Genomic DNA, 23354 nt, shown 5'->3' on the forward strand with positions numbered 1-23354 from the left:
TGGGGCAGGGATCCGTCGCATATAATCGCTTTGCACTCGAACACGGCGTTTGCGCGCGAGGTCAGGGCGGCGCGGCCGTAGAAGAAAACATATTCGGGAAAGCGGGGATGGATATGCAAAATAATCAACAGGCGACACTGCACGCTGCTCCAGGTCGAGATCTCTTCGCGCCGCGGCTCTTCATCGGCATTCTCCAGGGATTTGTCCTGTATCTGCTCATGAACGCCGCGCGTAATGGCGGCGGCATCGCAACTATCCCGCTTCTATTCTTTCCGTTGCTTCTTGTTACCTTACTCATCCCGTCAGCGCTTATCGTCGGCCTGCAGCGAATGAGGGGGCCTCGGCTCGCGCTGTGGGCCGTCGTGCTCGCCGCAGTGGTGGCAATGCTTGGCTGTCACGATGCGTGGCGATCGGCAGGCGCTGAAATGGTCGGTATGCAAGCATTCGGCCGCAACGGGGTCTCGCTGCCGTCAGTGGCCGTGACCTTCTACAGCGGCGTGAGTGTCTTTATCGCGTATTGCCTCATTCTCGCCGGCGAGGCCGCAAGGTCGTGGTTTGCCCCGTACGAGTCGTACTTCGAATTCAGCTGGAAACTCGGGCTTCAGGTGTGCCTGTCCGGGTTGTTCGTATGCGCGCTCTTTCTTGTGCTCTGGCTGGGAGCAGCGCTCTTCCTGTTGCTGAAGTTGCATTTCCTCGAGCAACTCCTGCGCGAATCGTGGTTCAACATTCCCGTGAGCGCGATGGCGTTCGCGTCAGCGTTGCACATCACCGACGTGAGGCCGGACATTATCCGGGGCTCGCGCACGCTGGTGCTGTCGCTGCTTTCGTGGCTGCTGCTGGTCCTCGTGGTGATCGTTGGCGGATTCCTCGCATCCCTGCCGTTCACGGGACTCGGGTTGCTATGGGCCACGCGATCGGCCACATGGATCCTGCTCGGCGTCGCGGCGTTAAAAATAGTCCTGCTGAACGCTGTCTTCAAGGGCGGACCAGGGTCCGATCCCGCACCGCGAGTGCTGCGCGTCTGCATGAGAATTTCATGTCTGATGCTGCCCGTGCTGGTGATACTGGCGACTTACGCGCTCGCGCTGCGTATTGAGCAGTATGGGTTCACACCGCACCGCATTTTGGCCTGCGCGGGAACGTTCGTGGCTTACTTCTATGCGATCGGCTATGCGTGGGCGGCGCTTGCTCGCACCGACACGCTCGCGAAGATCGCGCCCGTGAACGTGATCACCGCGTGGGTATCCGTCGCCGTCCTCGTTGCGGTATTCACGCCGTTGGCCGACCCGGCACGTCTGTCCGTGGACAGCCAGGTAGACCGTCTCCTCGCGGGTAAGGTTGCGCCCGAGAAATTCGATTACAACTTCTTGCGATACCGATCCGCGAGATACGGACTGCAGGCGCTCGCACGCCTGCAGGGGGAGACGCAGGCACCGAATGCCGCGACCGTCCGCGAATTGAGCGCACAGGCTGCGCGGCAGTCCAGCCCGGGCCTGTTGGGCGCAGCCCGTCCGGATGCCGCGACGCTCACCCTGAACATCGTGTCGCGCACGCCCGGGCAGCCGGTTCCGGCGTCCTTTCTGTCGAAGGACTGGAAGCGCGCCGCGCAAAAGTGGATGCTTCCAGGCTGCCTGAACTTTGGCTCGGTGACGTGTGACGCTTACCTCGTCGACCTGACCGGCGATCACAAGTCTAATGTTGTGCTCTTCCCGAACGGCGGAAATATTGGATTCGTGTTTGACCAGCCCAGCGATGGAGACTGGCAACTGGTCGGCACGTTTTCGATCGCACCGGACTGCGCTGCGATTCGCGATGCGTTGGCGAAGGGGACTTTTCAGCTCGTTGAACCGCGGCTTCGAGACATTCAGGTCAATGGTGAACGCGTCGAAGTCGAGGCGACGCCGGCGCACGGCGAAGCGTGCTCGAAATAGCGGCGACTGGCGTAACAGAGGCCAAAGGTAAAACATGAGACGACTGTTACTCGCTGCGCTCGCAGCCACCTGTTTCGTGACTTGCGTTCGGGCGCAAAGCAACGCGTCCGGCCCGTTTGTCACGCCGTCGGGCGAACTGCTATTCGCGCGCGTCGACGGCGATTTCGTCGGGATGCTCGACAAGCAGATCTTCGATCGCTTCGGCGCGAACACGCTCACGCATTTCGATGACGTCGGCAATGCAAATCACACCATCACGCGCATGCTTGTACAGTCCGATTCCGGACCGGTGCTGTACGACTTTCGCCAGCACCCGCCACTCGTGCAGCGCTTGAGTAAGGGGATGACGGTCAAGCGCGTGTTCTGGCAAGACGATGAAGTCGTGATGCAAGGCTCGCAGGGCTGGTTCCGATTCAAAAGTGGCATGTTGACGAAGTTGCAGTCGTCCACCACGACTTACCATTGAATGCGCGTCGAGCACGCCGTTGCCTTTCTCCGATGAGCGGTCATTCGACATCCGACGGTGAATTGCCGACAATCGCGCAACGGGTGATGCGCGACCTGAACAGGTTGAAACAACTGCTCGAAGCAGGGTAATCGTGACGATACGTCGTCGGTCGCGTGTCTATTCGCGCATTCGTGAAATGCAAATCACCTTAACGGTGCTTTCCAAATGGCAATAGATTGCTTCGCGCCCCCGTACCGGCTGCGTAATATCGGCGCTTTCATCATGTACGCTCCGGTGCAAGGTCCGATGGCTTATTATCTCGACGACGCGCAGCGCCAGACGCTCGCGCGACGCGCAAGGTCGTGGCTGTGGCGCAGCGAAGGCCCAACGTGGTTGCTGATTGCCGCGGTCTATACAAGCTGGTTCGGGCTTGCGCTGCACGCAAGGCAACTTGGCTTGCCGCTGACCACCGTGCTGTTGACCGTCGCGACCACGTGGTACACGTCTTTGCAGCACGAACTCGTGCATGGCCATCCGACGCGCTCGCCGGCCGTCAACGCGCTGTTCGGCATCGCGCCGCTGTCAGTCTGGTTTCCGTACGCGCTATATCGCGCCGAGCATCTGCGTCATCACGACGACGAGCGGCTGACGTCGGCCGACGATCCCGAGAGCTACTTCCTATCGTGGCGCCGATGGCGTGCCACGTCCGCGCCGATGCACGCGCTGCTGACGTTTCGCAACACGTTTGTCGGACGGGTCGCGATCGGGCCCGCGTTCACCATCGCCGCGGTGCTGACGCAAGCGTGTCGCAAGGTGGCGGCCGGCGATCTGCGCGAGGCGGGGATGTGGGTCGCGCATCTCGGGTTACTTGCACTGCTGCTTGTCTGGCTCGAACGCGAGTGCGGCATTGGCCCATTGCGGTTTCTGGCTGGCGTCGCGTATCCGGCGCTGTCGCTCGGCGCGGTGCGCTCGTTCCGGGAGCACCGGCCCGCGGCGCAGGTGGCCGAGCGTAGCGTGATCAATGAATCGGGGTGGTTCTGGCGGCTGTTATTCCTGAACAACAACTATCACCTTGTGCATCACGATTTGCCGGGCGTGCCGTGGTTTGCGCTGCGGCGCGTCTATCTCGAACGGCGCGCCCGCTATTGCGAGCGCAGCGGTCATTTCGTGGTCGCTGGCTATCGGCGCTGGTTCGCGGAATTCGCTTTCCGCTGTGCCGAGCCGGTGCGGCATCCGCTCGACGCGGTGATGTACCGGGCCGGGGCGATGCGGCACTCGCGCGATGTCGTGCCGGATGCGGCGCATCCGGTGCGTCGCGACGGCCTCGTGCGTCGTCGCGGCGATGTCACCTGAGCGGCGGTGTGCGATGGAAGCGAGATGACGACGCACTGGGTGGCCGCACTGCCGATGTACAACGTCACGCCGACACATGGCGCGCTCTGGCGCGCGTTTCTGCAGGATGTCGTGACGCTCGCGTTCGGCGAGGATGCGGCGAACCACGTGTCGCTGCTCGACGAACCGTTCGGCGATTTGTACGGGTTGTGGCGACGTGGCGATCTGCTGCTGTCGCAGACCTGCGGCTATCCGCTCGTGCATGAGCTGGGAAGCCACGTCGACGTCGTCGCGACGCCGATGTTCGATGCCCATGGCTGCGAGGGCGCGCGCTACCGCAGTGTCATCGTCGTGTGCTCAAACGGCGGCGCGCACGCTATCGACACGCTGGCCGATTGCCGCGGAATGCGGGCCGCGTATAACAGCGAAGACTCGAACAGCGGCATGAACGCATTGCGTCACGCAGTCGCGCCGCATGCACGCAACGGACGTTTCTTTGCGTCCACCGTCCGGACCGGCTCGCATCTACGCTCGTTGGGTACGATCGCGGAGGGAGGGGCTGACGTCGCCGCGATCGACTGCGTGACTTTTGCGTATGTGCAGGACGATTTGCCGGATCTCGCGAAGCACGTGCGCGTGATTGGCGTCACGGCGAGTGCACCGGGTCTGCCGCTGATCGCGTCACGTGCGCTCGGTCCCGAGCGCCTGTCACGCGTGCGCGACGCACTGGACGTCGCGCTGTCGGCCGACCCTGAGCGGGCGCGGCGGTTGCGTGTAACGGGTTTTGCGCGGCTCACGCGCCACGACTACGCGGAGATCGAAACGCTCGAGCGCGACGCGATCGCACGAGGTTACGCGACGCTGGCCTGATCAAATGCCTTCGCTAAGCCCTCTGCATCGAACGCGCGCTCGCCCGGATGCGTGACCCGGGGGCCGACGATTGCCTTCAGCGCAGGATCGCGTGCCGCTGGCGGCCGGGATGCGCGATGCGGCACTGCAGCACATCGCCTTCCTGCGTCAGGTCGCCCAGCGGGCCAGCGTTACGCAGGCTTTTGATGAGTTGACGGGGAGAGCCCATGACACCGGGCTTCGCAGCGTTCTCCCTGCACGCGCGGAACCGGACGCAGGACGCGCGCACGCATGAGTCCTGCGTCCGCCCCATTCACTCGCTGCGGGTCCATTCGACATTGGCGCCCACCGACCGCAGGTTTTCGACGAAGCGCGGATGCGCGCGCCGGATCGGCAGCGCATTCATGATCTCGGAGCGGCCTTCGATGCTGGCTGCGACCATCAGCAGTGCAATCGCCACACGGATAATGTACGGGCTCTCGACGCGCGCCGGACTTAGCGCCAGGCCGCCGAACGTGATCAGCCGGTGCGGATCGGACAGGAACACATGTGCACCGAACTTCGACAGCTCGCTGGTCCAGCCCATTGCACCGTCATAGACCTTGTTCCAGAACATCGCGCTGCCTTCGGCTTGCACGCCGAGCGCGACGAAGATCGGCAGCAGGTCGACCGGCAGATAAGGCCAGGGCGCCGCTTCGACCTTGGCGAGAATATTCTGTGTGAACGGTCGGCGTACCTGCATCGGACCGTTGCTCCGTGCGCGTGACCAACCGTCCCGATGCACGACGTTGACGCCGAACTTGGCGAATGTCCTGTCGATCAATGGAAACTGCTCGGGTGCGGAATTTCTGACCGCGATATCGCCACCGGTGATCGCGCCCAGCGCAAGAAAGGTGGCGATCTCGTGGAAGTCCTCACTGAAGCGGAACTCGCCGCCGCCGAGCCGCCGGCTGCCGGTCACGCTGAGCCGCGATGTACCGATGCCTTCGAGCTTGACGCCGAGCATGGCGAGAAAGCGGCAGAACTCCTGCACGTGAGGTTCGGATGCCGCGTTGACGAGCGTCGAGGTTCCTTCCGCGGCTGCCGCGCACAGCGCGAAGTTCTCGGTGGTGGTCACGGAGGCATAGTCCAGCCAGTGATCGTTCGCGGCCATGCCCCGGTCGTGACGCACGAGCAGCGAATCGTCGGTGCGCTCCACGCGAGCGCCAAACCGTTCGAACACCTCGACATGCGGGTCGATCTCACGCACACCGAGCGTGCAGCCCTTCACGTCGCTCTCCAGCCGCGCTACGCCGAAACGCGCGAGCAGAGGCGGTATCAGCATGATCGACGAGCGCATCTCCTCGGGCAGTCTGTGCGTCGCTGGATCGAAGGTGGTCGCGTGGTGATGCAGATCGAGCATGCCCGTTGAAAAATCCATCGATACTTCGCTGCCAAGCGCGCGGAAGATATCGAGAATTTTTTTGACGTCGGTGATCTCCGGCACGCCGATCAGACGCACGGGTTGATCGGTGAGCAAGGTCGCGCAAAGAATCGGCAGTACAGCGTTCTTGTTGGCGGACGGTACGATTTCCCCGCGTAACGGAGTGCCGCCGTGGACGATCAGGTTGGACATGTTCGGGAAAGATTGAGAATGAAGGACGCGAGGCCGATATGATGCCATCGCGTGGGGCCGTACGGTGCGGCGGTTCGCGCGGTTGGGGCGGCGCGCTGCTGAAAAAGGCCGCCGCGTTGCACGGCGGCCGTCATTGCAGTGATCAGGCGTCAGCGATACCGAACGACGTGCAGGAACGCATCGTCCCGTGTCGGCCATTTCACCATTAGCTTCATTCCCGCCGTCTTCAGGCGCTCCCTTCCCAGAGCACTAACGCGGTGGTGGGCGAGGCGATATACGACTGGGTCAGCGACTTGCCGCCGCTGCCCCCGATATTGGTAATCGAACCGCCCGTCGACAGATTGAAACTATGGTGCTGCGTGCCGGCGCTAATGTTAGAAAACGCCGCCGGAGAGAAGTCGGGGAGATCGGCTGAGATCCCCTCTACGATCCACTCCGCCCGGGTGCCGACTGAGGTGATGCCGGGCCGCGCGGTAATGCCGACACTGGTGGCTTGCTGCGTCCTGTAGTTCATCATCGAGACAAAGCCTTGACCCGGTTCGGGCGCGCAAACGAGAAACGACACCTGGTCGCCCGGCTGAATGGCGAAATTGGTGACCTGCACCGCGGGGTCTTTGTACTGGCTCGTATACCACTCTGTCCAAGCCCAGTAGTTCACGCTGCTGCCGGTGATCGTGGCTGCCGTGCCCGCCTGCAATAGCTCGTATGACGTCGGGTCGGAGCCGTCCAGACCGACCCAGAAACCGACCGTCAACGACGTGGAAGGGTCGCCGGCAACCGGAAAGATCGCCGGCACGACCCATTCCGCGAACACCGTGTTAGCGGGCTCGTAGGGGGAAAAGCCTTGTGCCCCCGTCGACACGACAACGCCACCCCAGCCTGACGGGCTGAAGTCCGCCTTCGACGGGCGTTGACGATCGCGTCCGCTCATGATCGGGTCTATCTCAAGTTCTGCCTTGACCATATGCAGCCGCGGCGCGCGGCGAAAAGCCCGCTGCCAGAGCCGCATCAGCTGCGGTTCCGTCTTCGCGTCGGGTCTGCGTGGGAAGCCATGCCGTCGAAGTTGCCGCGCATCCGCCTGTTGCGGGTCAAATTCTGCGGGCGGCGCTTCATAGGTATGAAACCGGCTCAGTGCATCGTGGGGTGAGGGATGTTCCATGAATAGGTTCCTCCAGTTCGGTCCTACCGATCGGGAGTCAGTCGAACCGGTAGAACGGGGGACATCGAAACACGACTCGCGGAGCTCCGACGGACTCCGTCGAACAGACGCTCTTTACGCGTGAGGCCTGTCCGGCGGCGAACGTTTGCGTAGCGGGTAGGGACACGTAGTCCGGCAGTGACGGTCGGAAAGCGCGCGGCGCATGGAGTCCTTTGTCTAGAACGGCTCGGCGAATCCGCGTTTTCAATCCCGCGGACGAAGGAGCTGACCCACTCCGATGCCGGCTTACAAAAGCCTGCCGGCGTAGTGACGCACGCGCGTGGCAGCGCACTCGCTCGAAGGTGGGCGGGCCTGATTGGAAACTGCCGATGCATCGGTTCGATGTATTCCGATTCCCCCACAGAACATGGGTGACTTGGAACTATACTGGGGGACCTGGAGGATTCAATGACCGATCAAGACAGACTGCATCCACTACGTCCGCTCCTGAAAAATTGGGTTTGGGAGCGGGGTCGAGTCGGGACTCGCTATCTGGACTGCGTCGATGGCGAAATCAAGTTTGATGACGGCAAGAAATCGCGTTTCGCAGCAGAGAAGTATTTCTACGTGCCGCTCGATAAGGACCGTGAAGCCGATGATGCATCTGCGGAGGGTCCTGCGATTCAGGAGGCGGCACTTGCGCGGTTTTTACGGGCTGCGCAGTTGGGCAAGCCGGAGGAAGCCGGTTCTGTAGCGGAGGTTCAGCGCGCCGTGCAGGACTGTGTGGATCTCGGCCTGTACAGCGCGTATCAATCGGAGGCTCGACAGGCATTTACCCGCTATGCACAGGAGCCGATGTTCGAGGACGAGATTCGGGCAGCGGTTATCGACGAGATCCGGCGTATTTACGTCGGTATGCGGGAGCAACTGGCGCTGTACGATTTCAGTGTGCTTTACGGCTTGCCTCTGCCGCTGCTGATCAACGAGACGCCCTTCATCGACTGGCGCGTGCACGCCAGTCCGGCACTTCCGTTTGTATCGCTTCCGCTGGGACCTTATTGTTTGCTGGTAGGCGGGCCGTCGGGCAGAAAAAGCCGAAGCGGCCCGGTGGTCTGGAAGCCCGCTGCCACGATGGGTCCATTGAAGGACCACAACCGCCGGATTGCGGAGCACGCACGGCTGTGGCTGGTGGCGACCACGGATGACCAACTCATCGCGGCACAAAGCCGTCTTGCTGTGGCAATGGAGTCAAGGCAAGAGGATGCGAAGCCCTAGCCGAACTCGTTGAATCCGCGTCACACGGCCGGCTCACGCGACGCGATTTCCTCGGGCACACCCGGGCACAACGAGATTGACAGCGTATGCGAGCCGCCGTCGAGCGGCACGTGCAAGCCCGCGCCGCTGCAATCGACCGCCTTGCTGTCGAGCACACTGTGCATCGCACGTGCCCCAGGGGCCGATTTCACACGGATTTCATAGCGCGTTGCATGCACATGGACCGTCGCGTCAAAGCCCGGCCACGAGTCTGGAATACACGGATTCACCACCAGAAAATTGCCTTCCCTGCGAATCCCCAGAATGCCCTCGACTCCCGCCCGGTACATCCATCCAGCCGACCCCGTGTACCATGTCCACCCGCCGCGCCCGACATGTGGCGCGACTGAGTAGACATCGGCCGCCACCACATAGGGCTCCACCTTGTAGCGCTCGGTTTCCATCGGCGTGCGCGCATGATTGACCGGGTTGAGCAGCGCAAATAAACCGGCGGCGCGGTTGCCGTCGCGGAGCTTCGTGAACGCGAAGATCGCCCACATCGCTGCATGGCTATACTGGCCGCCGTTCTCGCGCAGCCCCGGCGGGTAGCCTTTGATATAGCCTGGATCGCGCGAAGACGTGTCGAACGGCGGCGTGAACAGCAACGCGATCCCGTCATCCCGACGGATCAGGTGTCGGTCGAGCGCAGCCATCGCAAGCTGTGCGCGCTGCGGATCGGCCGCGCCTGATAGTACGGCCCAAGACTGGGCAATCGAATCGATCAGGCATTCGTCGTTGCCGTTCGAACCGAGCCAGCTGCCGTCGTCGAACGTCGCGCGACGGTACCATTCGCCATCCCATGCGTCACGCTCCAGTGCCTCGCGCAGCGACACCGCATGCGCGCGCCAGCGCTCACCACGCGTCGGCTCGCGCGCTTGGGCGAACGGCGCGAACAGATCAAGGGTCCGCAACAGCAGCCAGCCGAGCCACACGCTTTCTCCGTTGCCGTTCGCACCGACGCGGTTCATCCCGTCGTTCCAGTCGCCCGTGCCGATGAGCGGCAAACCGTGCGCGCCGGTCAATTCGATACATTGATCGAGACCCCGTGCGCAATGTTCGAACAGCGAAGCAGCGTCCTCCGCGAGCATCGGCTGGAAGAAGCTGTCGTGCTCGCCGGGTTGCAGCAGCGGACCGTCGAGGAAGGGCACGACTTCGTCCAGCACCGCGCGATCGCCCGTGCAGCCGATGTACGTCGCGGTCGCGTAGGCGAGCCACACGCGGTCATCGGAGATCCGTGTGCGCACGCCTTGTCCCGAGTGCGGCAGCCACCAGTGCTGAAAGTCGCCTTCGACGAATTGCCGCGCCGCGGCGCGTAGCAAATGCCGCCGCGTTTCAAGGGGCCGCACATGCGTTAGCGCCATCATGTCCTGCAACTGGTCGCGCAAGCCGTACGCGCCGCTTGCCTGATAGAACGCCGAGCGTGCTTCGATCCGGCACGCGAGCGTTTGATACAGCAGCCAGCCGTTGAGCATCAGGTCCATCGCCCGATCGGGTGTCTTGACCTGGACGGCGCCCAGCACGTCCTGCCAATGGCCTGTCACATCGGCAAGCACAGCGTCGAGGTCCATTGCACGATAGCGTTCGATCAGGGCTCGCGCGTCGGCGACGGACGCGCATTGGCCCACGAACGCGACCACTTCGACCGTCTCGTGTGCGCCCAGCTCGACGAACGTCTGCAGGGCCGCGCAGGGATCGAGTCCCGCACCGGTCGTGCCGGACAGCGGCGCGTTGCCGGTCAATGCCGCGGGCGCGGCGGGGTCGCCGTGGCGGCCGAGGAACTCGGTGCGATCCGCTGTCCATGCCGTCTGCTGGCCGCACAGGTCAGCGAAGGCGACGCGCGTACCGAATGCGATATTCCACGGATTGCGCGCCAGCATCGCCCCCGTGAGCGCGTCGATTTCCGTCACGACGAACGGTCCCGATGCGCCTCGCGACGTACCGAGCACCCATTCGAGCCACGCGGTGACCGATAGCCGCCGTGTGCGGCCGGACAGATTGCGCAATGTCAGCCGGGTAATCTTCAATGGATCGGCAAGCGGCACGTATTGCAGCAAGCCGAGTGCGATGCCGTTCGCTTCGTGCTCGAAGCGGCTGTAGCCGTATCCGTGACGCGCGACGTACACGCCGCCGTCGCGAATCGGCTGCGCAGTCGGCGTCCATACGTCACCGGTGCTTTCATCGCGCACGTAAATGGCCTCGCCGGCAGGATCTTCCACGGGATCGTTCGACCATGGCGTGAGCTGATTTTCCCGGCTGCTTTCGGCCCACGTATAACCGGCGCCTTGCGCGGCGGCCTGGAAGCCGAAACCGGGGTTGGCGATCACGTTGATCCATGGCGCGGGCGTGCTGGTGCTCGCAGTGAGCACGGTCACGTATTCGCTGCCGTTGCTGCCAAAACCGCCCAGGCCATTAAAAAATTCGAGTCCTGCGGTCAGCGTCGGCGCCCCGGACGTATCGGGAGGCGCCGGCCACAACGATAGCCACGGCGTTTTTTGGCGGCGCGGCGCGGCGGGCTGTGCCGAGTGGTGCGACAGGTGACCCAACTGGGCGGCGATCGAGCCGCGGCGTGCGAGCAGTGCAATGCGCGCGGCCGATAGCAGCAGCGCCCTTGTCTCGACGCTTATCAGGTCGGCACGCAGCACGTAGATCGCGCCCTGCGCGAGCTCGCCGTCAAAGCGGGGTCGCGACTGGCTGCTGCGCACCGCCGTTTCGATTGCTCCCTGCAACTCCTGGATATACGACGAAACCCGTTCATTGATGATCACGAGATCGACCGCCAGCCGCTTCATGCGCCAGTATTCGTGCGCCTTCAATAGCTGCCGGACCTGCGCGATATCTTCGACATCGCCGATCCGCAGCAGCACGATCGGCAGGTCGCCCGAAATCGCATGCGGCCACAAGCCCGACTGCGCGCCGGCGCCGCGAACGATTGCGTCGGGCGTCGCCCTGAAGCGTGAGTCGGCATACAGGATCGGCGCCGCGAGCCGCTGAAAATCGGCGGCCTCTTCGGCCTCCACGTCGAGGTAGCGCAATTGCACCTGAGCTTGCGTCCACGCGAGTGTTTTGGCGCGATCGAACGCGTTGCGGTCGTGATGCTGGTCGATCAGATCGAGCAACTGCGCGCGCGATTCGGCCACCACCGTCCAGAAGGTGACGCGCACGACCTTGCCAGGCGGCACCCGCACGCGATAGCGCAGCGAGAAGACCGGATCGAGCACGGTACCGGTGGTATTGGAGAGCGGCTGGTCGTGGACGATCGACGCGGCCGAGCGCGCATTGCCGCCGCGGCCCAGAAAGCGCAGCCGGTCCGTTTCGTACTGCGGCTCGGCGACGATCTCACCCTCGACCACGGCGAAATGCGCGGCCCACACCTGGGCGTCGTCGTGTGAACGCGGACGCCGCGTCGCCAGCAGCGCTTCGAATTCGGCAAGATGCTCGGTCTGCACGAACATTCGCGAAAATGCCGGATGCGCGTTGTCGGCGGCCGGCGTAGCTAGCGCGAGTTCGGCGTAGGAGGTCAGTTCGATTTCGCGCGCGCCGCGCCCGCTGTTCGCGAGCGAGACACGACGAACTTCGCCGTCCGCTTCGCCGGAAACCAGCACGTCCATGGTCGTGGTGAGCGATCCGTCCCGACGGGTAAATTCCGCATGATCTTCGCCGAACACGACGTCGCCGTATTCGGGCTCGGCGGCGACCGGTTGCGCGCTGGCCGACCATACCTGTGTGCCCAGCGTATCGCGCAGGAAGATGAACGAGCCCCAGTGATCGCGGGTCGCGTCTTCGCGCCAGCGCGTGATCGCGAGTTCACGCCAGCGGCTGTAACCGCCGCCGGTGGCGGTGAGCATTACAACATACCGTCCGTTGGACAGCAGATGGGTAATCGGCGGGCCGTTAGCGGCCGTCGTTTCGGCGACGCGACGGATCGTCGGCGGCAGCGTGCAGGCGTCCGCCGCGGACGTGTTCACTTCCTCGGCGCGCGGATGGGCCACGGCGACGTCGCGCGGCATGCGTTCCTGCAGCAGCAGTTCGCTCGCCTGGATCATCGGCTCGCGATGGAAGCGCGCTCGCATCTGCGCATCGAGCAAGGTGTTTGCAATCGCAACGATCGTCATGCCTTGGTGGTGAGCCATGAAACTGCGTACGATCGCGAAGTACTCGGCATCGGGCAGGCGTGCACGGGTGAAATCGAGCGCTTCGTAAAAGCCGTAGCGGCCCAATGCGCCCAGTTTCGCGAGTTGCGCGTAGTTTTCGAGGGCAGCCTGCGGGGCGACCATGGTCGCCAGACCCGTCGCGTAAGGTGCGATGACCCGGTTTTCGGAGAGGCCGCGTTTCAGGCCGAGGCCCGGCACGCCGAAGTTCGAATACTGATAGTTGAATTCGATGTCGCGGGCCTGATACGCGGACTCCGAGATGCCCCACGGCATGCCGAGCGACCGCGCGTAGGCGATCTGCCGTTCCACGACCAGCCGGCTGGTCTGTTCAAGCAGACTGCCGACCGGCGCGCGCATCACCAGCGACGGCATCAGATACTCGAACATCGACCCCGACCACGAAATCAGCGCGGAACCGTTGCCGACCGGCGTCGCGCCGCGGCCCAGGCGAAACCAGTGACGCGTCGTCACGTCGGCCTTGGCGACGGCAAACAGGCTCGCCAGCCGCGCTTCGGACGCGAGCAGGTCGTAGCAGTTCGCATCAAGACTGTTATCCGCCTGCGAGTAGCCGATCGACAACAGCTTGCGATCCTGATCGAGCAGAAACGCGAAGTCCATCCCGAGCGCCATCGCGCGCGACGTGTCGGCAAGCGAGCGCAGACGCGCATGCAGAAGCTGCGGCGTGGCGCCAAGCTGCTGCCGGTCGCGACGGTGTTCGCTCACGCTGCGGTGCAACGCTTCGATCCAGAACATCAGATCGGTATAACTGTCGTCGCCACCGGCCGGCATGATCGCGCGCGTCGTCTGCGCGGCCTTCTTCGTGAGCCGGATCAGCGACGGCGACAACGCATCGAGCATCTGCGGGCCACGCAGGTGCGCATCGATTTCCTCGAAAATCTCGACGAGCTGTTTGCCGTGCTCCGCGTTGGCTGCCGGCAGCGCGTCGACTGCCTCGCGCGCGAGTTGCAGCGTGTCGCGTATGCCGCACCTGGCAGCCGGCGCGAGCGTCGCCTGCAGCCATTCTTCGCACGCGTTGGCCAGCGCGATCAGATGGCCGGCGAGATTGCCGCTATCGACCGACGATACATACGCAGGCGCTAGTGCACGCAGGTCCCGTGTGTCATACCAGTTATAGAAATGACCCTTGAAGCGCGGCAGTTTCTGCATCGATGCGAAGGCGGCTTCGATCCGATCGATGGTCTCCGCCGTGCCCGCCCAGCCGAAATCGCGTGCGACGACGGCTGACAGCAGATACAGCCCCAGGTTGGTCGGTGAGGTGCGGTGCGCGATGACCGGCTTCGGGTCTTCCTGGAAATTGTCAGGCGGCAGCATGTTTTCCAGCGGCGTCACGAAGGTCTCGAAGAAACGCCATGTGCGCCGCGCGATCAGGCGCAGGATGCGGGCGTCCGCGTCGGACATCGCGAATCGCCCTGCGATCGGCGGCGAACGGCTCGACCACAACGCAAGCGCCGGTGCGGCCAGCCACAGCAACGCAAATGGCAGCACCAGCGGCCAGTGGGCCGGCTCAAAGACCAGCGCGCCGGCGCATAGCGCGAGTGCGAGCGCGATACCCCCGGTCATCTGTCGATAGAAGCCGCGCCAGTCGAGGCGCGGGCTGGCCTTCGACTGTGCCGCGGTGGTCCATTCGAGCAGGCGGCGATGCGTGACGAACAGGCGCACAAGCGTCCGGACAATCGCATCGCCCATGCGCCATGCGTGATCGGCGACGAACGCTGCCGATAGAGCGATTTGCAACGCAGCGCGCCGCACGTCGGCAGCGAGGACGCGCAGGTGATTGCGCAGGCGAATTCCGGCACGGCGCGGCAGGATCGCGCATAGCGTCGGCAGAAACGCGGGAATGGCGAGCGCGCCCAGCATCGACAGGATGCCCGCGAGACCGGCGCCAAGCGGCATCAACCAGCACAACGCGAACGCGGCGACCAGCGCGGGTGCGAGCAGCGAGCGGCGCAGATTGTCGAGCATCTTGAAGCGGCCGATGGACGGCATCGCCGGCTCGACCCGGCCTCGCTGCCCAACGATCCACGGCAGCAACTGCCAGTCGCCGCGCGTCCAGCGATGCTGGCGCTTGGCCGTGACGTCATATCGCGACGGCACTTCTTCGACGACCTCGACATCGGATGCGAGGCCCGCGCGCGCAAACACCCCCTCGAACAGATCGTGGCTGAGCAGTGCGTTGTCCGGCACGCGGCCATGCAACGCTGCTTCGAATGCATCGACGTCGTAGATGCCTTTACCGGTAAACGAACCTTCGCCGAAGAGGTCCTGATAGACGTCGGATACCGCCGCCGCATACGGGTCCATTCCGCCTGGACCGGAGAACACACGCTGATAAAGCGACCCTTCCTGGCCAACGGGCAACGACGGTGTCACGCGCGGCTGCAGGATTGCATAGCCGTTCACCACGCGTTGTCCGGTTTCGTTGAATTGCGGCCGGTTCAGCGGATGCGCCATCTTGCCGATCAGGCGCAGCGCGGCGTCGCGCGGCAGACGCGTATCGGCATCGAGTGTGATGACGTAGCGCACGCCCGGCGGCACCTGGGGTGCGCGCCCGGCGATCGGCACAAAGTTCGTATCGGTCGCGCCACGCAGCAGCCGGTTGAGTTCGTGCAGCTTGCCGCGTTTGCGTTCCCAGCCCATCCATTTGTTCTCGCTCGCGTTGTACACGCGGCGGCGGTGCAGCAACAGGAAACGGCTGCCGCCAGGGCCGGGTTCGTGCCGGCGGTTCAGCGTTTCGATGGCGTCGGCTGCGACGGCGAGCAACGAGGCATCGCCGGGCAGCACTTCCTCGTCGGCATCGAGCCCGTCTGCCAGCAACGCGAACGACAGGTCCCCGCCGGCGCCCGCGAGATGATGCACCTCGAGACGTTCGATCTGCTCGCGCAACTCGGCCTCGCTGGTCAGAAGCGTCGGCACGGCGACCAGCGTGCGCAGCGATGACGGCACGCCCGTCGTCAGTTCGAGCCCGGGTAACGTGACCGCGCCGAAACCCCATGTCACCGCGCGATTGACGAGCGCGGTCGCGACCTCCGTGGCAGGTAGAAATCCGCATACCGCAAACCACGCGAGAACCCAGACGTCGGCCCCTGTGCGCGGCGTGGTCCACAGCGCGCACAAAGCCCACAAAGTCAGCGCCACCAGCGTTGTGGCAACCGTCAGGATCGTGCCGGCGTAGCCGACGATGCCGAGACGGATACTGAATCGCGTGATCCGCAGACGCGCCGGCGGTCGAAATTCCAATGCCTGCTCGAGCGCTCGCCGGCCTTCGGCGATCAGATGATAGCCGGGCTCCGCAGCACGTCCGGCACGCGCCGCATCGCCCGCCGCCGCAACGGCGTTTTGCGCCAACTGCAGCGCGAGACCGGTGACTTCAAGTTCATTCATGGATGAACCCCGCGCCAGTTGCTCGATCGCGCTGCGGTACAGATTGCGTGTCGGAAAATCCATCGTGCCGAACGCGCTGCCCGCGCGCAGCCGCGCGTCGACAAGGCTCATGCTCTCGAACAGTTCCGTCCAGTCGATGTCGGAAATCAGGCGAATGCTGGTAATCACGTTGCGCACCGTGACGTTCGACGCGCCCTGGCGTTGATGCGCGTGCTGCACGACCTCGTCGACGGAAAGGCCTTGACGTTGTAGCCGTTCTTCCAGCCAGCCAAGCGCCGGCGTGGTGCGCGGATCCTGGTCACGCAGCCGTTTGGCGAGTTGCGCGGCAAACGGCTCCGACAATACGCCCGACGAACGTGTGGCGATATCCGCTTCCAGTGCGGAACGCGCGCTGCCCGATTCGAGCAGACGGTCGGTGAGCGCGTCGGCGTCCGCATGTGCGCTTCGACCGGCGGTGATCTGGTCGGCGAGACGTCGCAGGTTCTCGATCAGCACGATGCGCAGCGTGATCGCCACCGCCCATAATTCGCCGATCGTCAGCGGCTGAATGCGTTGATAGGCATCGATGAAACGGCGCAGCACGTGCGGATCGAAGTAACTGTCGGTATGGGCTACGTACGCCCACGCGAGGCCGAATACACGTGGATAGCCGGCGAACGGACCCGCGGCGAGCTTCGGCAACTGACGGTAGTAGCCTGGCGGAAGGTCGTCGCGAATCTCGCGGATCTGTTCTTCGACAAGGTGATAGTTGTCGAGCAGCCATTCGGCGGCAGGCTCCACGTCCCGGCCTCGCTCCAGTTCCGCGGCACTCGCGCGATAAGCGGCAAGCAGCACGGCGGCGTTATCGTTGAGTCGCGTGTGCAGCGCCAGCACGACGGGTGGTTGGCTCGTCACGGGTTGCGCGGCGGCGAGGCTCTGCGCATGCTGCTCGAGCCGTTCGACGCCGAATAGTTCGTCACGTACCGGCGCCGTGTCGGTCCACGGTGGCGAGCGGGGGCGAAATCGTGCGGCGTACTGAAGCAATGTGTTCACAGACGCCCTTTCTGCGGTTAGGTGACTTGAGCGGACGAGGCAATACGCTTCGCGCGCGATGCCGTGGAAAGGCGTGCCGGACGCCATCGCCACGATGACCCGCGGTCGTGAGCACGGATTGCTGGCATGACGAACCCCGGCATAACCGCGCGTTCGATACGTCGCGCGTGTTGCGCGACCCATCCAGCAGCAAGGAGGAAGTGGACCGGCCCCTGGCCAACCCGTATGGCGCCGCGTCAGGCGGTGCGCGCGGAAGAGGGAGATCGGACGACGCAGATCCCGGTCTGCGTCCTCAGCGATTGGCTATTTCTTTTTCGCGGGTGAACTGGCAGAGGCGGTCCGCGTGACTGTTGTCCAGGACACATCTGCTGCGGGAGACGGTACTTTTTTCGGCTGTTTAGGCTTTTTTGCCTCGCGATTACCGCGTTGTTGACCCTTTGCCATGGTGTTTCTCCCATTACTTCGACCGCGGAAGCGGCCGCCTTGTCGTTCATTCTGGACGCATTTGCCGGTTCCGTCGCGATCTATTTTCAACGGGCATGTACGGTAGCGGTCCGACTGCGCGAGCCGACCCAGGGCGCGTGCGGGATAGGGCAGGCGATGCGGTGCAACGATGGTCGTCAAGGTGCGGCATGCGCGAACGCAACGAATAGAATCAGCCGCATATTTGCATTCTTCTTGACCTGACTACCGTCACCAGCGTATGGTGGACCACGAAGCTCAAGAAGGTCGATTGCTGCTCATCAATGGCTCGCTGCGTCAGCGGTATTCGTTGTCCTCTCACTCCTTGATTCTTCGAACACTCCACCATTGGAGCTGACACATCTTTATTTCAAGGAATGGTTATGGACACTGGTACCGTAAAGTGGTTTAACGACAGCAAAGGCTTTGGATTCATCACTCCCGACGCAGGTGGGGAGGATCTGTTCGCGCACTTCTCCGAAGTGAGCGGCGAAGGCTTCAAGACCCTGGCGGAAAATCAGAAAGTTAGCTACGAAACGAAACGTGGTCCAAAAGGACTACAAGCAGCAAATATCAAACCGCTGTAAGCCGGCGGGTGCCCGCGTTTGCGGGCACCGCGGGCATTCAGTCGTCGGCTTTGTCTTCACGTCGCCTCACATCGCGGCGCATGGATCTTTTACGGTCCTTTTAGGGTCGTTCTACGATCCGCCTTCATCGTCCTCGCACGCAGTGATTCCCGAGTCCGGCCAATGGGCGGACGATTAACTCGCGGGCTCGACGCTCTGCGATGTTTTATCTTCGTCACCGCTGTTTCTGACCTGGCGATATCACTGGCCGAGTGGATGGCCACGTCCTCGCAAGCCAGACAGTGCAGATGGGCCGGGGCGATGCACTCACCGATAGTCGCGCTTTTTAACGCAATGAGACTACACTTGAAACATCGCAAATGCAGGGAGCAATATCATGGTCGAAGCCACCCCTCAAAGCACCTTTCGCGGTCTTCCGTTGACTCAGGAGCATGATGCGGAGGTGAGGCACTACATAAAGCGGAAAAGACAGCGCGGCGCGCCGTGGGACACGCCGGAGCTGGAGGCGATGCTCGATGACATGCTGCGCCCCCCAGGTGATGAAGACGGAGAATACGGTGCGATCGTCAACGCGGCCAGATCGGCCACGGAACGAGCAACAGCCACGGTCGACGAGGCAATGGAACCCATCGAGGCCAGCGAGGAGCGCAATGCTTCCATGGAAGCCGAGGGAATGAAGGCGGCAGGACGCTAACAGGTCGCGGGCGGCCCGCGGCCGCGCGTAGGATCCATCGCACACATCCGGTACTCGCCGACGTGTTGACGATGACGTTTCATTGCCGCTCGGCCCCATATTCTCAATGTGTTAAAGGAGCCAACATGCGAACACAAAACAAAGCGTATTCAACTGCGCCGACCGGGCAAAACGCCTACCTGATCGAGCAGAAAGCGCGTGTCTCCGCGCGAGAGCAGGCGGAGAGCGAACGTGCGGAGAAACGGCGTGATATGGACGCCCACATCAACGTCAACGCAAGCAAGTGGCGATATCCTTCTCTTCGCGAATAGATGAAAAAGGCAGAAGTGCTTAACTTTCCTAATCCCAGTCGCATGTACGATGCTTCCAGGCATTGTGTGTGCTTTTGGGGCTACGACAACGCTCGCGAGATCGCTTTTCTGGTTGACGACTCGATGCTGACCAGGCTAAACCCCGGCGCGGATTCCGGCGAGTCCTCGTTGCTCGCAACCTTCGATCACAACCGGGATCGAATTCTGGAACTCGCCAGAACGCTTTATAACGGCGGCCCCCAGAACAGGTACACCATCTCTTGAAGGTGGGCTGTTGTGCTCACCCAGCGGCTCACGCCGCCGTTTCGCGCATGCGAATGGGGATGTCAGTCGGCCGTGTGCAGGGCCAGCAGCGCTGCTCACGTATCTGTCGCGCGATACGCAGCAGGTGGCTGCTTTCAATCACGCGCCACCCTGGGCCCGAGCTAACGTATGAACCTGAACGACCCGCGATGTTTGCGGATTCATCAAGAGACATTCGACCGACGGCTCGGCACCGTCGACAATCCGTCCGCACATAGGACGTGCTGGACCGGCGGTCTCTCAATGACGCGTTCGTACCAGGCCTGAAGGTGACGGTGCGAACTGAAATCAATATCCGCGTGGTAGACGGACTTCAACCATTTCGCCTTGCCCCAGCGCGTTAGGGTGAACAGATACGCGTCGGCGACAGAAAAGCTTGCGCCCGTAAGAAACTGCTTTCCAGTTAGCTGTTGATTGATCCATTCGTACCTGCTTTCGAGCTTCGGCCTTGCGGTATCGACATACTTTCCCGCCGCAGCGGCATAGAGCAGTGGAATGAATCCTTTATGGACTTCTGACGTCAGGAAGTTGAGCCATTCAGACAACCGATAGCGTTCCAGCGTACCGTAGGCGGGCACTAATCCCGACTCGGGGCGCTGATCGGCCAGATACTGCGCGATGACTGGGCCTTCACGTAGAAACGTCCCATCGTCTAACTGTAAGAGCGGTACGTAGCCAAGTGCGGCAAGATCGTAGTAGTTCGTTCCGTCTTCCAATAAATGCTTGCGTGGATCGACCTTGATGATCTCCACATTCAATCCGGTTTCCTGCAAGACGATGCAAATCGCTTGTGAACAACTACCGGGTGCGTGATATAGCTTCATGTTCTCTTTCTCTCGATGCATAACCTGCTTCATCATTTTCCTGCCGCGGAAGCTAATATCCTCCAGTACGGGGAAAAGAGAAGAAGGCGCAACTTTGTGCTATAGGTACAAAAAATAGACTGACGCGGGCAAACTCGATGAAGAGAAGTGCGACGGGATGTTCGGTTGAAGAGGCCATGCGCTTGCTGGGCGGTCGCTGGCGCCTGCTGGTCGTGTCGTATCTGCTGGACGGACCGAAGCGGTTTAACGATTTGCGCAGGGACATTCCGGGAATATCACAGCGTATGTTGACGCTTGATTTGCGATCACTCGAACAGGTCGGCTTGGTCCAACGGACGGTATTCGCCGAAGTCCCGGTAAAAGTGGAATATCAGCTCACCGAGGATGGGCAGCGGCTAAGACCGATCGTCGAAATCATGCGCGACTTCGGGCTTTGGCTCAAGACTCGTCCTGAACGGGAAACCGGGAGGCGATTGATCGCGGCGGTCGAGGAGGGCGCGGGCAACGGTGTTCCACGTAATGTTTGATATACGTGGCCGGCACATCCGTTTATGCCCATTCAATCAGCATGAAGGGCCTATACCACTATTCCCATAAGCCTCACAACTCAAGTGGCTACCCTAAAGTATTGCGTGTCCCTTCCGTTAAAGCAGAAATAAAGGATCTTTTTTGTCATGGTGGCGCTAATGACACCTGGTGAGCATAGGCCGGCATGACGTTTTTTGTGGCATTGCCAATTTCTCTTTAGCGAGTTGACGTGCAAGGAATCAAAGTAGTTGCAATCGTACTAGGCTCTGTGATGCTTGCGGCCTGCGCCGCGCCGACCACCGATGTCAATATGCAATTCGCGGCGAAGAGTGATGCCGCGCAATATCGCCGCGTCGCTGTGCTGCCTTTTGATGGCGACGGTGGACTCGAAGCGACAAGGGACTTCGAAAGCATGCTTGCGTCGGTGCAGTATGAAGGCAAGCCCTATTTCAAGGTGGTCGACAGCACGACGCTGCAGAATGTGCTCAACCAGCAGTCGCTGCGGCAAAGCGCACTGTCGTCACAACCCAATGCGGCAAAGGTGGGCAAATTGCTGGGCGTGGACGCCCTTTACAGTGGAACGGCGCTCGTCATGCCGACGGCGCTTTCATACTCGACGGAGAGTCGCGTGGTCTGCCCCGACAAGAAGGGTGGCAAGTGCCACGACATCAAGGTCCCTTGCACGACCAGGAGCGTCGGCTTCAAGCTGGTGCCGCGACTCGTCGAGGTGAGCCGCGGGCAGGTCGTGTACTCCGAGGCGAAGGTCGGCTCCGCTTCATCGTACTGGTGTGCGGACAGCGGTGCCGAAATCTCCGAGCAGATACTTTTGCGAGACGCGGTCAACGATGCTTTCGGGCAGGTTCGCGAAGACGTCGCCCCCTATGAGAAAGCGATTAGCGTCCGCTACAAGACCGATGACGCAGCGGTGAACCCGGCTTCACGCGATACGTTCAAAGGCGCGCTCGAGTTCGCCAAGGCTGGACGATTCGACCGCGCCTGTACGATCTGGTCGCAACTCGCTCCGGCCAATCCCGCCAGCCTTTCCGTGGCATACGATCTCGCCGTCTGTGAGGAAGTGAACGGGCGGCTGGCCAATGCGTTGGCTCGCTATCAACAGATCGATCAACGCCTGACGAAGCCCGACGACGACGTCAATGCATCGCTCGCCCGTGTGACGAACGCGCTGGCACAACGCTCGGCGCTCAAAGCCGATGCGGGCAAGGGGTCCCAGCGCAAACCGGCGAACCCTGTCAGCGTGCAATAAGCGGCTCATCCAGTACATAAAAGAAAACCAGACGATCAGTCTGAAGTCCCGCCATGTACCGGGGAGCGAAATACTTTAGCTCAATGTCAGTGAGGGGATGAGTTTTGATGATCCATCAGTGTTTTTCCAAGGCCGCGGCATGCGCGGCGATCTTCGCCGCATGCGCGGGCCCGGCGATCGCGGCGGGAGTTGATCCCTCGACCTTCGATGTCGCCGGTGTCAAGCTGGGCATGACAGCCGATGAAGTGCAAACGAAGATCGCGCAACATTTCGGCGTAGGAAAGAATAAGCTCAACACCATGTCGGTGCCGCTAAAAGGCGGTAAACGGGCGATCACAATCGTCAGCTACGAGGCTAACGGAGAGCACATACAGGTCGACTTTTCGATAGTTAGTGCTAGTCCAGACGACCCCGTGCCGGCCTCAGCTATCATGTATAACTTGACATTCTCAAGCGAGAACGCCAGACAACTCAGGGCCGCCGCTATTCAGAAATACGGTACGCCGACGCTAAACAATGTGCTGCATGCGCAATGGTGCGTAAAGCTTACGAATCCTGGGGTGGGGTGTGATGACGGTCAAGCGACGCTTAGTATTAACAGCACCGATCTCACGCTGACGGATGATCGGTACACGCAGAAATACCTGAAGATGCTCGATGAACAAAGAAACAGGACGCCGCGTCTGTAGAGGCGACGACACCGGCCGGTATCGTTCCAAGGACGGCAGTCGGTGTGTGCATTCATTTTCGTTCAACAACGAGGATAACGATGAAAAGAATGGTATGGGCTGGATTTCTGACTTTGTGTCTGGCGGCGTGTAACAATGGGGCAGATACCATGGTCGGGACATACGGTTATGACGAACACGGTAAAGTAACGCCACTGCTGAAGGTTGAATCGCAAGACAATGGGTATGCCGTGTCCGAATACCACGAAGGAACGTGGGCGCCTGTCTCCTCCTCCGTCAAGCCGTTTACCAAGGCAGATCTCGAGCAGATAACGAAGCATAAGATCGATGCGCCGGTCGACGGATTGCAGACAAACGCTTTTGCGTTGGTCCACGTACCCAAAGAATGGACGGATGGGTCGTTCACCACGAAGACGGGCTACTTCGTGTTCATGATGCTTGGACCTCTTGATGTGCAAAAGATGTAGATCCAAGGTCAGG

General features: G+C 62.0%; 18 protein-coding genes. 13 read left to right on the plus strand and 5 right to left on the minus strand.

Going from position 1 to position 23354, the window contains the following annotated elements; genetic code table 11:
* The first annotated feature begins 113 nt into the window (after positions 1 to 113).
* The 4 genes from HV796_RS27020 to HV796_RS27035 all read left to right on the plus strand — a co-directional run bounded on the left by HV796_RS27020 (position 114) and on the right by HV796_RS27035 (position 4581).
* Positions 114 to 1931, plus strand: coding sequence for a DUF4153 domain-containing protein (locus HV796_RS27020; protein WP_217478007.1), 1818 nt, complete (start codon positions 114 to 116; stop codon positions 1929 to 1931).
* Between the two features lie 34 nt (positions 1932 to 1965).
* Positions 1966 to 2397 (plus strand): hypothetical protein, encoded by a 432-nt coding sequence (locus tag HV796_RS27025; protein ID WP_175229558.1) that lies wholly within the window; start codon positions 1966 to 1968, stop codon positions 2395 to 2397.
* Between the two features lie 288 nt (positions 2398 to 2685).
* Positions 2686 to 3732, plus strand: a complete 1047-nt coding sequence (locus HV796_RS27030) for a fatty acid desaturase (RefSeq protein WP_175229559.1) — start codon at positions 2686 to 2688, stop codon at positions 3730 to 3732.
* A gap of 54 nt (positions 3733 to 3786) precedes the next feature.
* A complete protein-coding gene (locus HV796_RS27035; RefSeq protein ID WP_175229583.1) occupies positions 3787 to 4581 on the plus strand; it encodes a phosphate/phosphite/phosphonate ABC transporter substrate-binding protein in 795 nt (264 codons plus the stop codon).
* 76 nt (positions 4582 to 4657) lie between these two features.
* On the opposite strand, the gene HV796_RS45485 is transcribed toward HV796_RS27035, so the two are convergent.
* The 3 genes from HV796_RS45485 to HV796_RS27045 form a co-directional block, all read right to left on the minus strand.
* A complete protein-coding gene (locus HV796_RS45485) occupies positions 4658 to 4789 on the minus strand; it encodes a hypothetical protein (RefSeq protein WP_281369839.1) in 132 nt (43 codons plus the stop codon).
* 84 nt (positions 4790 to 4873) lie between these two features.
* Complete coding sequence (locus tag HV796_RS27040; protein WP_175229560.1) at positions 4874 to 6175, minus strand: UDP-N-acetylglucosamine 1-carboxyvinyltransferase; 1302 nt, start codon at positions 6173 to 6175, stop codon at positions 4874 to 4876.
* A 226-nt stretch (positions 6176 to 6401) separates the two neighbouring features.
* Complete coding sequence (locus tag HV796_RS27045; RefSeq protein ID WP_175229561.1) at positions 6402 to 7334, minus strand: A4/G1 family peptidase; 933 nt, start codon at positions 7332 to 7334, stop codon at positions 6402 to 6404.
* Positions 7335 to 7781: 447 nt separating this feature from the next.
* Between HV796_RS27045 and HV796_RS27050 the strand changes: the two genes are divergently transcribed.
* Complete coding sequence (locus HV796_RS27050) at positions 7782 to 8588, plus strand: hypothetical protein (RefSeq protein WP_175229562.1); 807 nt, start codon at positions 7782 to 7784, stop codon at positions 8586 to 8588.
* A 20-nt stretch (positions 8589 to 8608) separates the two neighbouring features.
* On the opposite strand, the gene HV796_RS27055 is transcribed toward HV796_RS27050, so the two are convergent.
* Positions 8609 to 17212: a glycoside hydrolase family 94 protein gene (locus HV796_RS27055; protein ID WP_175229563.1), complete on the minus strand. Its 8604-nt coding sequence runs from the start codon at positions 17210 to 17212 to the stop codon at positions 8609 to 8611.
* An 845-nt stretch (positions 17213 to 18057) separates the two neighbouring features.
* Between HV796_RS27055 and HV796_RS27060 the strand changes: the two genes are divergently transcribed.
* From HV796_RS27060 to HV796_RS27075, 4 genes are all read left to right on the plus strand, one after another.
* Positions 18058 to 18261 (plus strand): cold-shock protein, encoded by a 204-nt coding sequence (locus HV796_RS27060; RefSeq protein WP_042304025.1) that lies wholly within the window; start codon positions 18058 to 18060, stop codon positions 18259 to 18261.
* Between the two features lie 376 nt (positions 18262 to 18637).
* A complete protein-coding gene (locus tag HV796_RS27065) occupies positions 18638 to 18955 on the plus strand; it encodes a hypothetical protein (RefSeq protein WP_175229564.1) in 318 nt (105 codons plus the stop codon).
* A 125-nt stretch (positions 18956 to 19080) separates the two neighbouring features.
* Complete coding sequence (locus tag HV796_RS27070) at positions 19081 to 19266, plus strand: hypothetical protein (protein ID WP_175229565.1); 186 nt, start codon at positions 19081 to 19083, stop codon at positions 19264 to 19266.
* On the plus strand, positions 19267 to 19530 hold the full coding sequence (locus HV796_RS27075) for a DUF1488 family protein (RefSeq protein WP_175229566.1): 264 nt from the start codon (positions 19267 to 19269) through the stop codon (positions 19528 to 19530). It abuts the gene before it with no gap.
* 203 nt (positions 19531 to 19733) lie between these two features.
* On the opposite strand, the gene gstA is transcribed toward HV796_RS27075, so the two are convergent.
* Positions 19734 to 20393, minus strand: coding sequence for a glutathione transferase GstA (gene gstA, locus HV796_RS27080; RefSeq protein ID WP_175229584.1), 660 nt, complete (start codon positions 20391 to 20393; stop codon positions 19734 to 19736).
* Between the two features lie 137 nt (positions 20394 to 20530).
* Here gstA and HV796_RS27085 point away from each other — a divergent pair, with 137 nt between their 5' ends.
* The 4 genes from HV796_RS27085 (at position 20531) to HV796_RS27100 (ending at position 23341) form a co-directional block, all read left to right on the plus strand.
* Positions 20531 to 20920, plus strand: a complete 390-nt coding sequence (locus HV796_RS27085) for a winged helix-turn-helix transcriptional regulator (protein ID WP_175229567.1) — start codon at positions 20531 to 20533, stop codon at positions 20918 to 20920.
* 230 nt (positions 20921 to 21150) lie between these two features.
* The gene (locus tag HV796_RS27090) at positions 21151 to 22185 is read left to right on the plus strand and encodes a CsgG/HfaB family protein (protein ID WP_175229568.1); all 1035 of its coding nucleotides are present in this window, start codon (positions 21151 to 21153) and stop codon (positions 22183 to 22185) included.
* Between the two features lie 104 nt (positions 22186 to 22289).
* The gene (locus tag HV796_RS27095; RefSeq protein ID WP_246356060.1) at positions 22290 to 22874 is read left to right on the plus strand and encodes a hypothetical protein; all 585 of its coding nucleotides are present in this window, start codon (positions 22290 to 22292) and stop codon (positions 22872 to 22874) included.
* 80 nt (positions 22875 to 22954) lie between these two features.
* A complete protein-coding gene (locus HV796_RS27100; RefSeq protein WP_175229569.1) occupies positions 22955 to 23341 on the plus strand; it encodes a hypothetical protein in 387 nt (128 codons plus the stop codon).
* Positions 23342 to 23354: the final 13 nt, after the last annotated feature.

Source organism: Paraburkholderia humisilvae, assembly GCF_902859855.1.
Lineage (GTDB): Bacteria > Pseudomonadota > Gammaproteobacteria > Burkholderiales > Burkholderiaceae > Paraburkholderia > Paraburkholderia humisilvae.

What these genes read in the sequence shown, in the direction of transcription:
- HV796_RS27025 (WP_175229558.1), top strand. Translation starts at nt 1,966, where the DNA reads ATGAGACGACTGTTACTCGCTGCGCTCGCAGCCACCTGTTTCGTGACT.
- HV796_RS27060 (WP_042304025.1), top strand. Translation starts at nt 18,058, where the DNA reads ATGGACACTGGTACCGTAAAGTGGTTTAACGACAGCAAAGGCTTTGGA.
- HV796_RS27035 (WP_175229583.1), top strand. Translation starts at nt 3,787, where the DNA reads ATGTACAACGTCACGCCGACACATGGCGCGCTCTGGCGCGCGTTTCTG.
- HV796_RS45485 (WP_281369839.1), bottom strand. Translation starts at nt 4,789, where the DNA reads ATGGGCTCTCCCCGTCAACTCATCAAAAGCCTGCGTAACGCTGGCCCG.
- HV796_RS27100 (WP_175229569.1), top strand. Translation starts at nt 22,955, where the DNA reads ATGAAAAGAATGGTATGGGCTGGATTTCTGACTTTGTGTCTGGCGGCG.
- HV796_RS27075 (WP_175229566.1), top strand. Translation starts at nt 19,267, where the DNA reads ATGAAAAAGGCAGAAGTGCTTAACTTTCCTAATCCCAGTCGCATGTAC.
- HV796_RS27020 (WP_217478007.1), top strand. Translation starts at nt 114, where the DNA reads ATGCAAAATAATCAACAGGCGACACTGCACGCTGCTCCAGGTCGAGAT.
- HV796_RS27070 (WP_175229565.1), top strand. Translation starts at nt 19,081, where the DNA reads ATGCGAACACAAAACAAAGCGTATTCAACTGCGCCGACCGGGCAAAAC.
- gstA (WP_175229584.1), bottom strand. Translation starts at nt 20,393, where the DNA reads ATGAAGCTATATCACGCACCCGGTAGTTGTTCACAAGCGATTTGCATC.
- HV796_RS27050 (WP_175229562.1), top strand. Translation starts at nt 7,782, where the DNA reads ATGACCGATCAAGACAGACTGCATCCACTACGTCCGCTCCTGAAAAAT.
- HV796_RS27085 (WP_175229567.1), top strand. Translation starts at nt 20,531, where the DNA reads ATGAAGAGAAGTGCGACGGGATGTTCGGTTGAAGAGGCCATGCGCTTG.
- HV796_RS27030 (WP_175229559.1), top strand. Translation starts at nt 2,686, where the DNA reads ATGGCTTATTATCTCGACGACGCGCAGCGCCAGACGCTCGCGCGACGC.
- HV796_RS27045 (WP_175229561.1), bottom strand. Translation starts at nt 7,334, where the DNA reads ATGGAACATCCCTCACCCCACGATGCACTGAGCCGGTTTCATACCTAT.
- HV796_RS27040 (WP_175229560.1), bottom strand. Translation starts at nt 6,175, where the DNA reads ATGTCCAACCTGATCGTCCACGGCGGCACTCCGTTACGCGGGGAAATC.
- HV796_RS27065 (WP_175229564.1), top strand. Translation starts at nt 18,638, where the DNA reads ATGGTCGAAGCCACCCCTCAAAGCACCTTTCGCGGTCTTCCGTTGACT.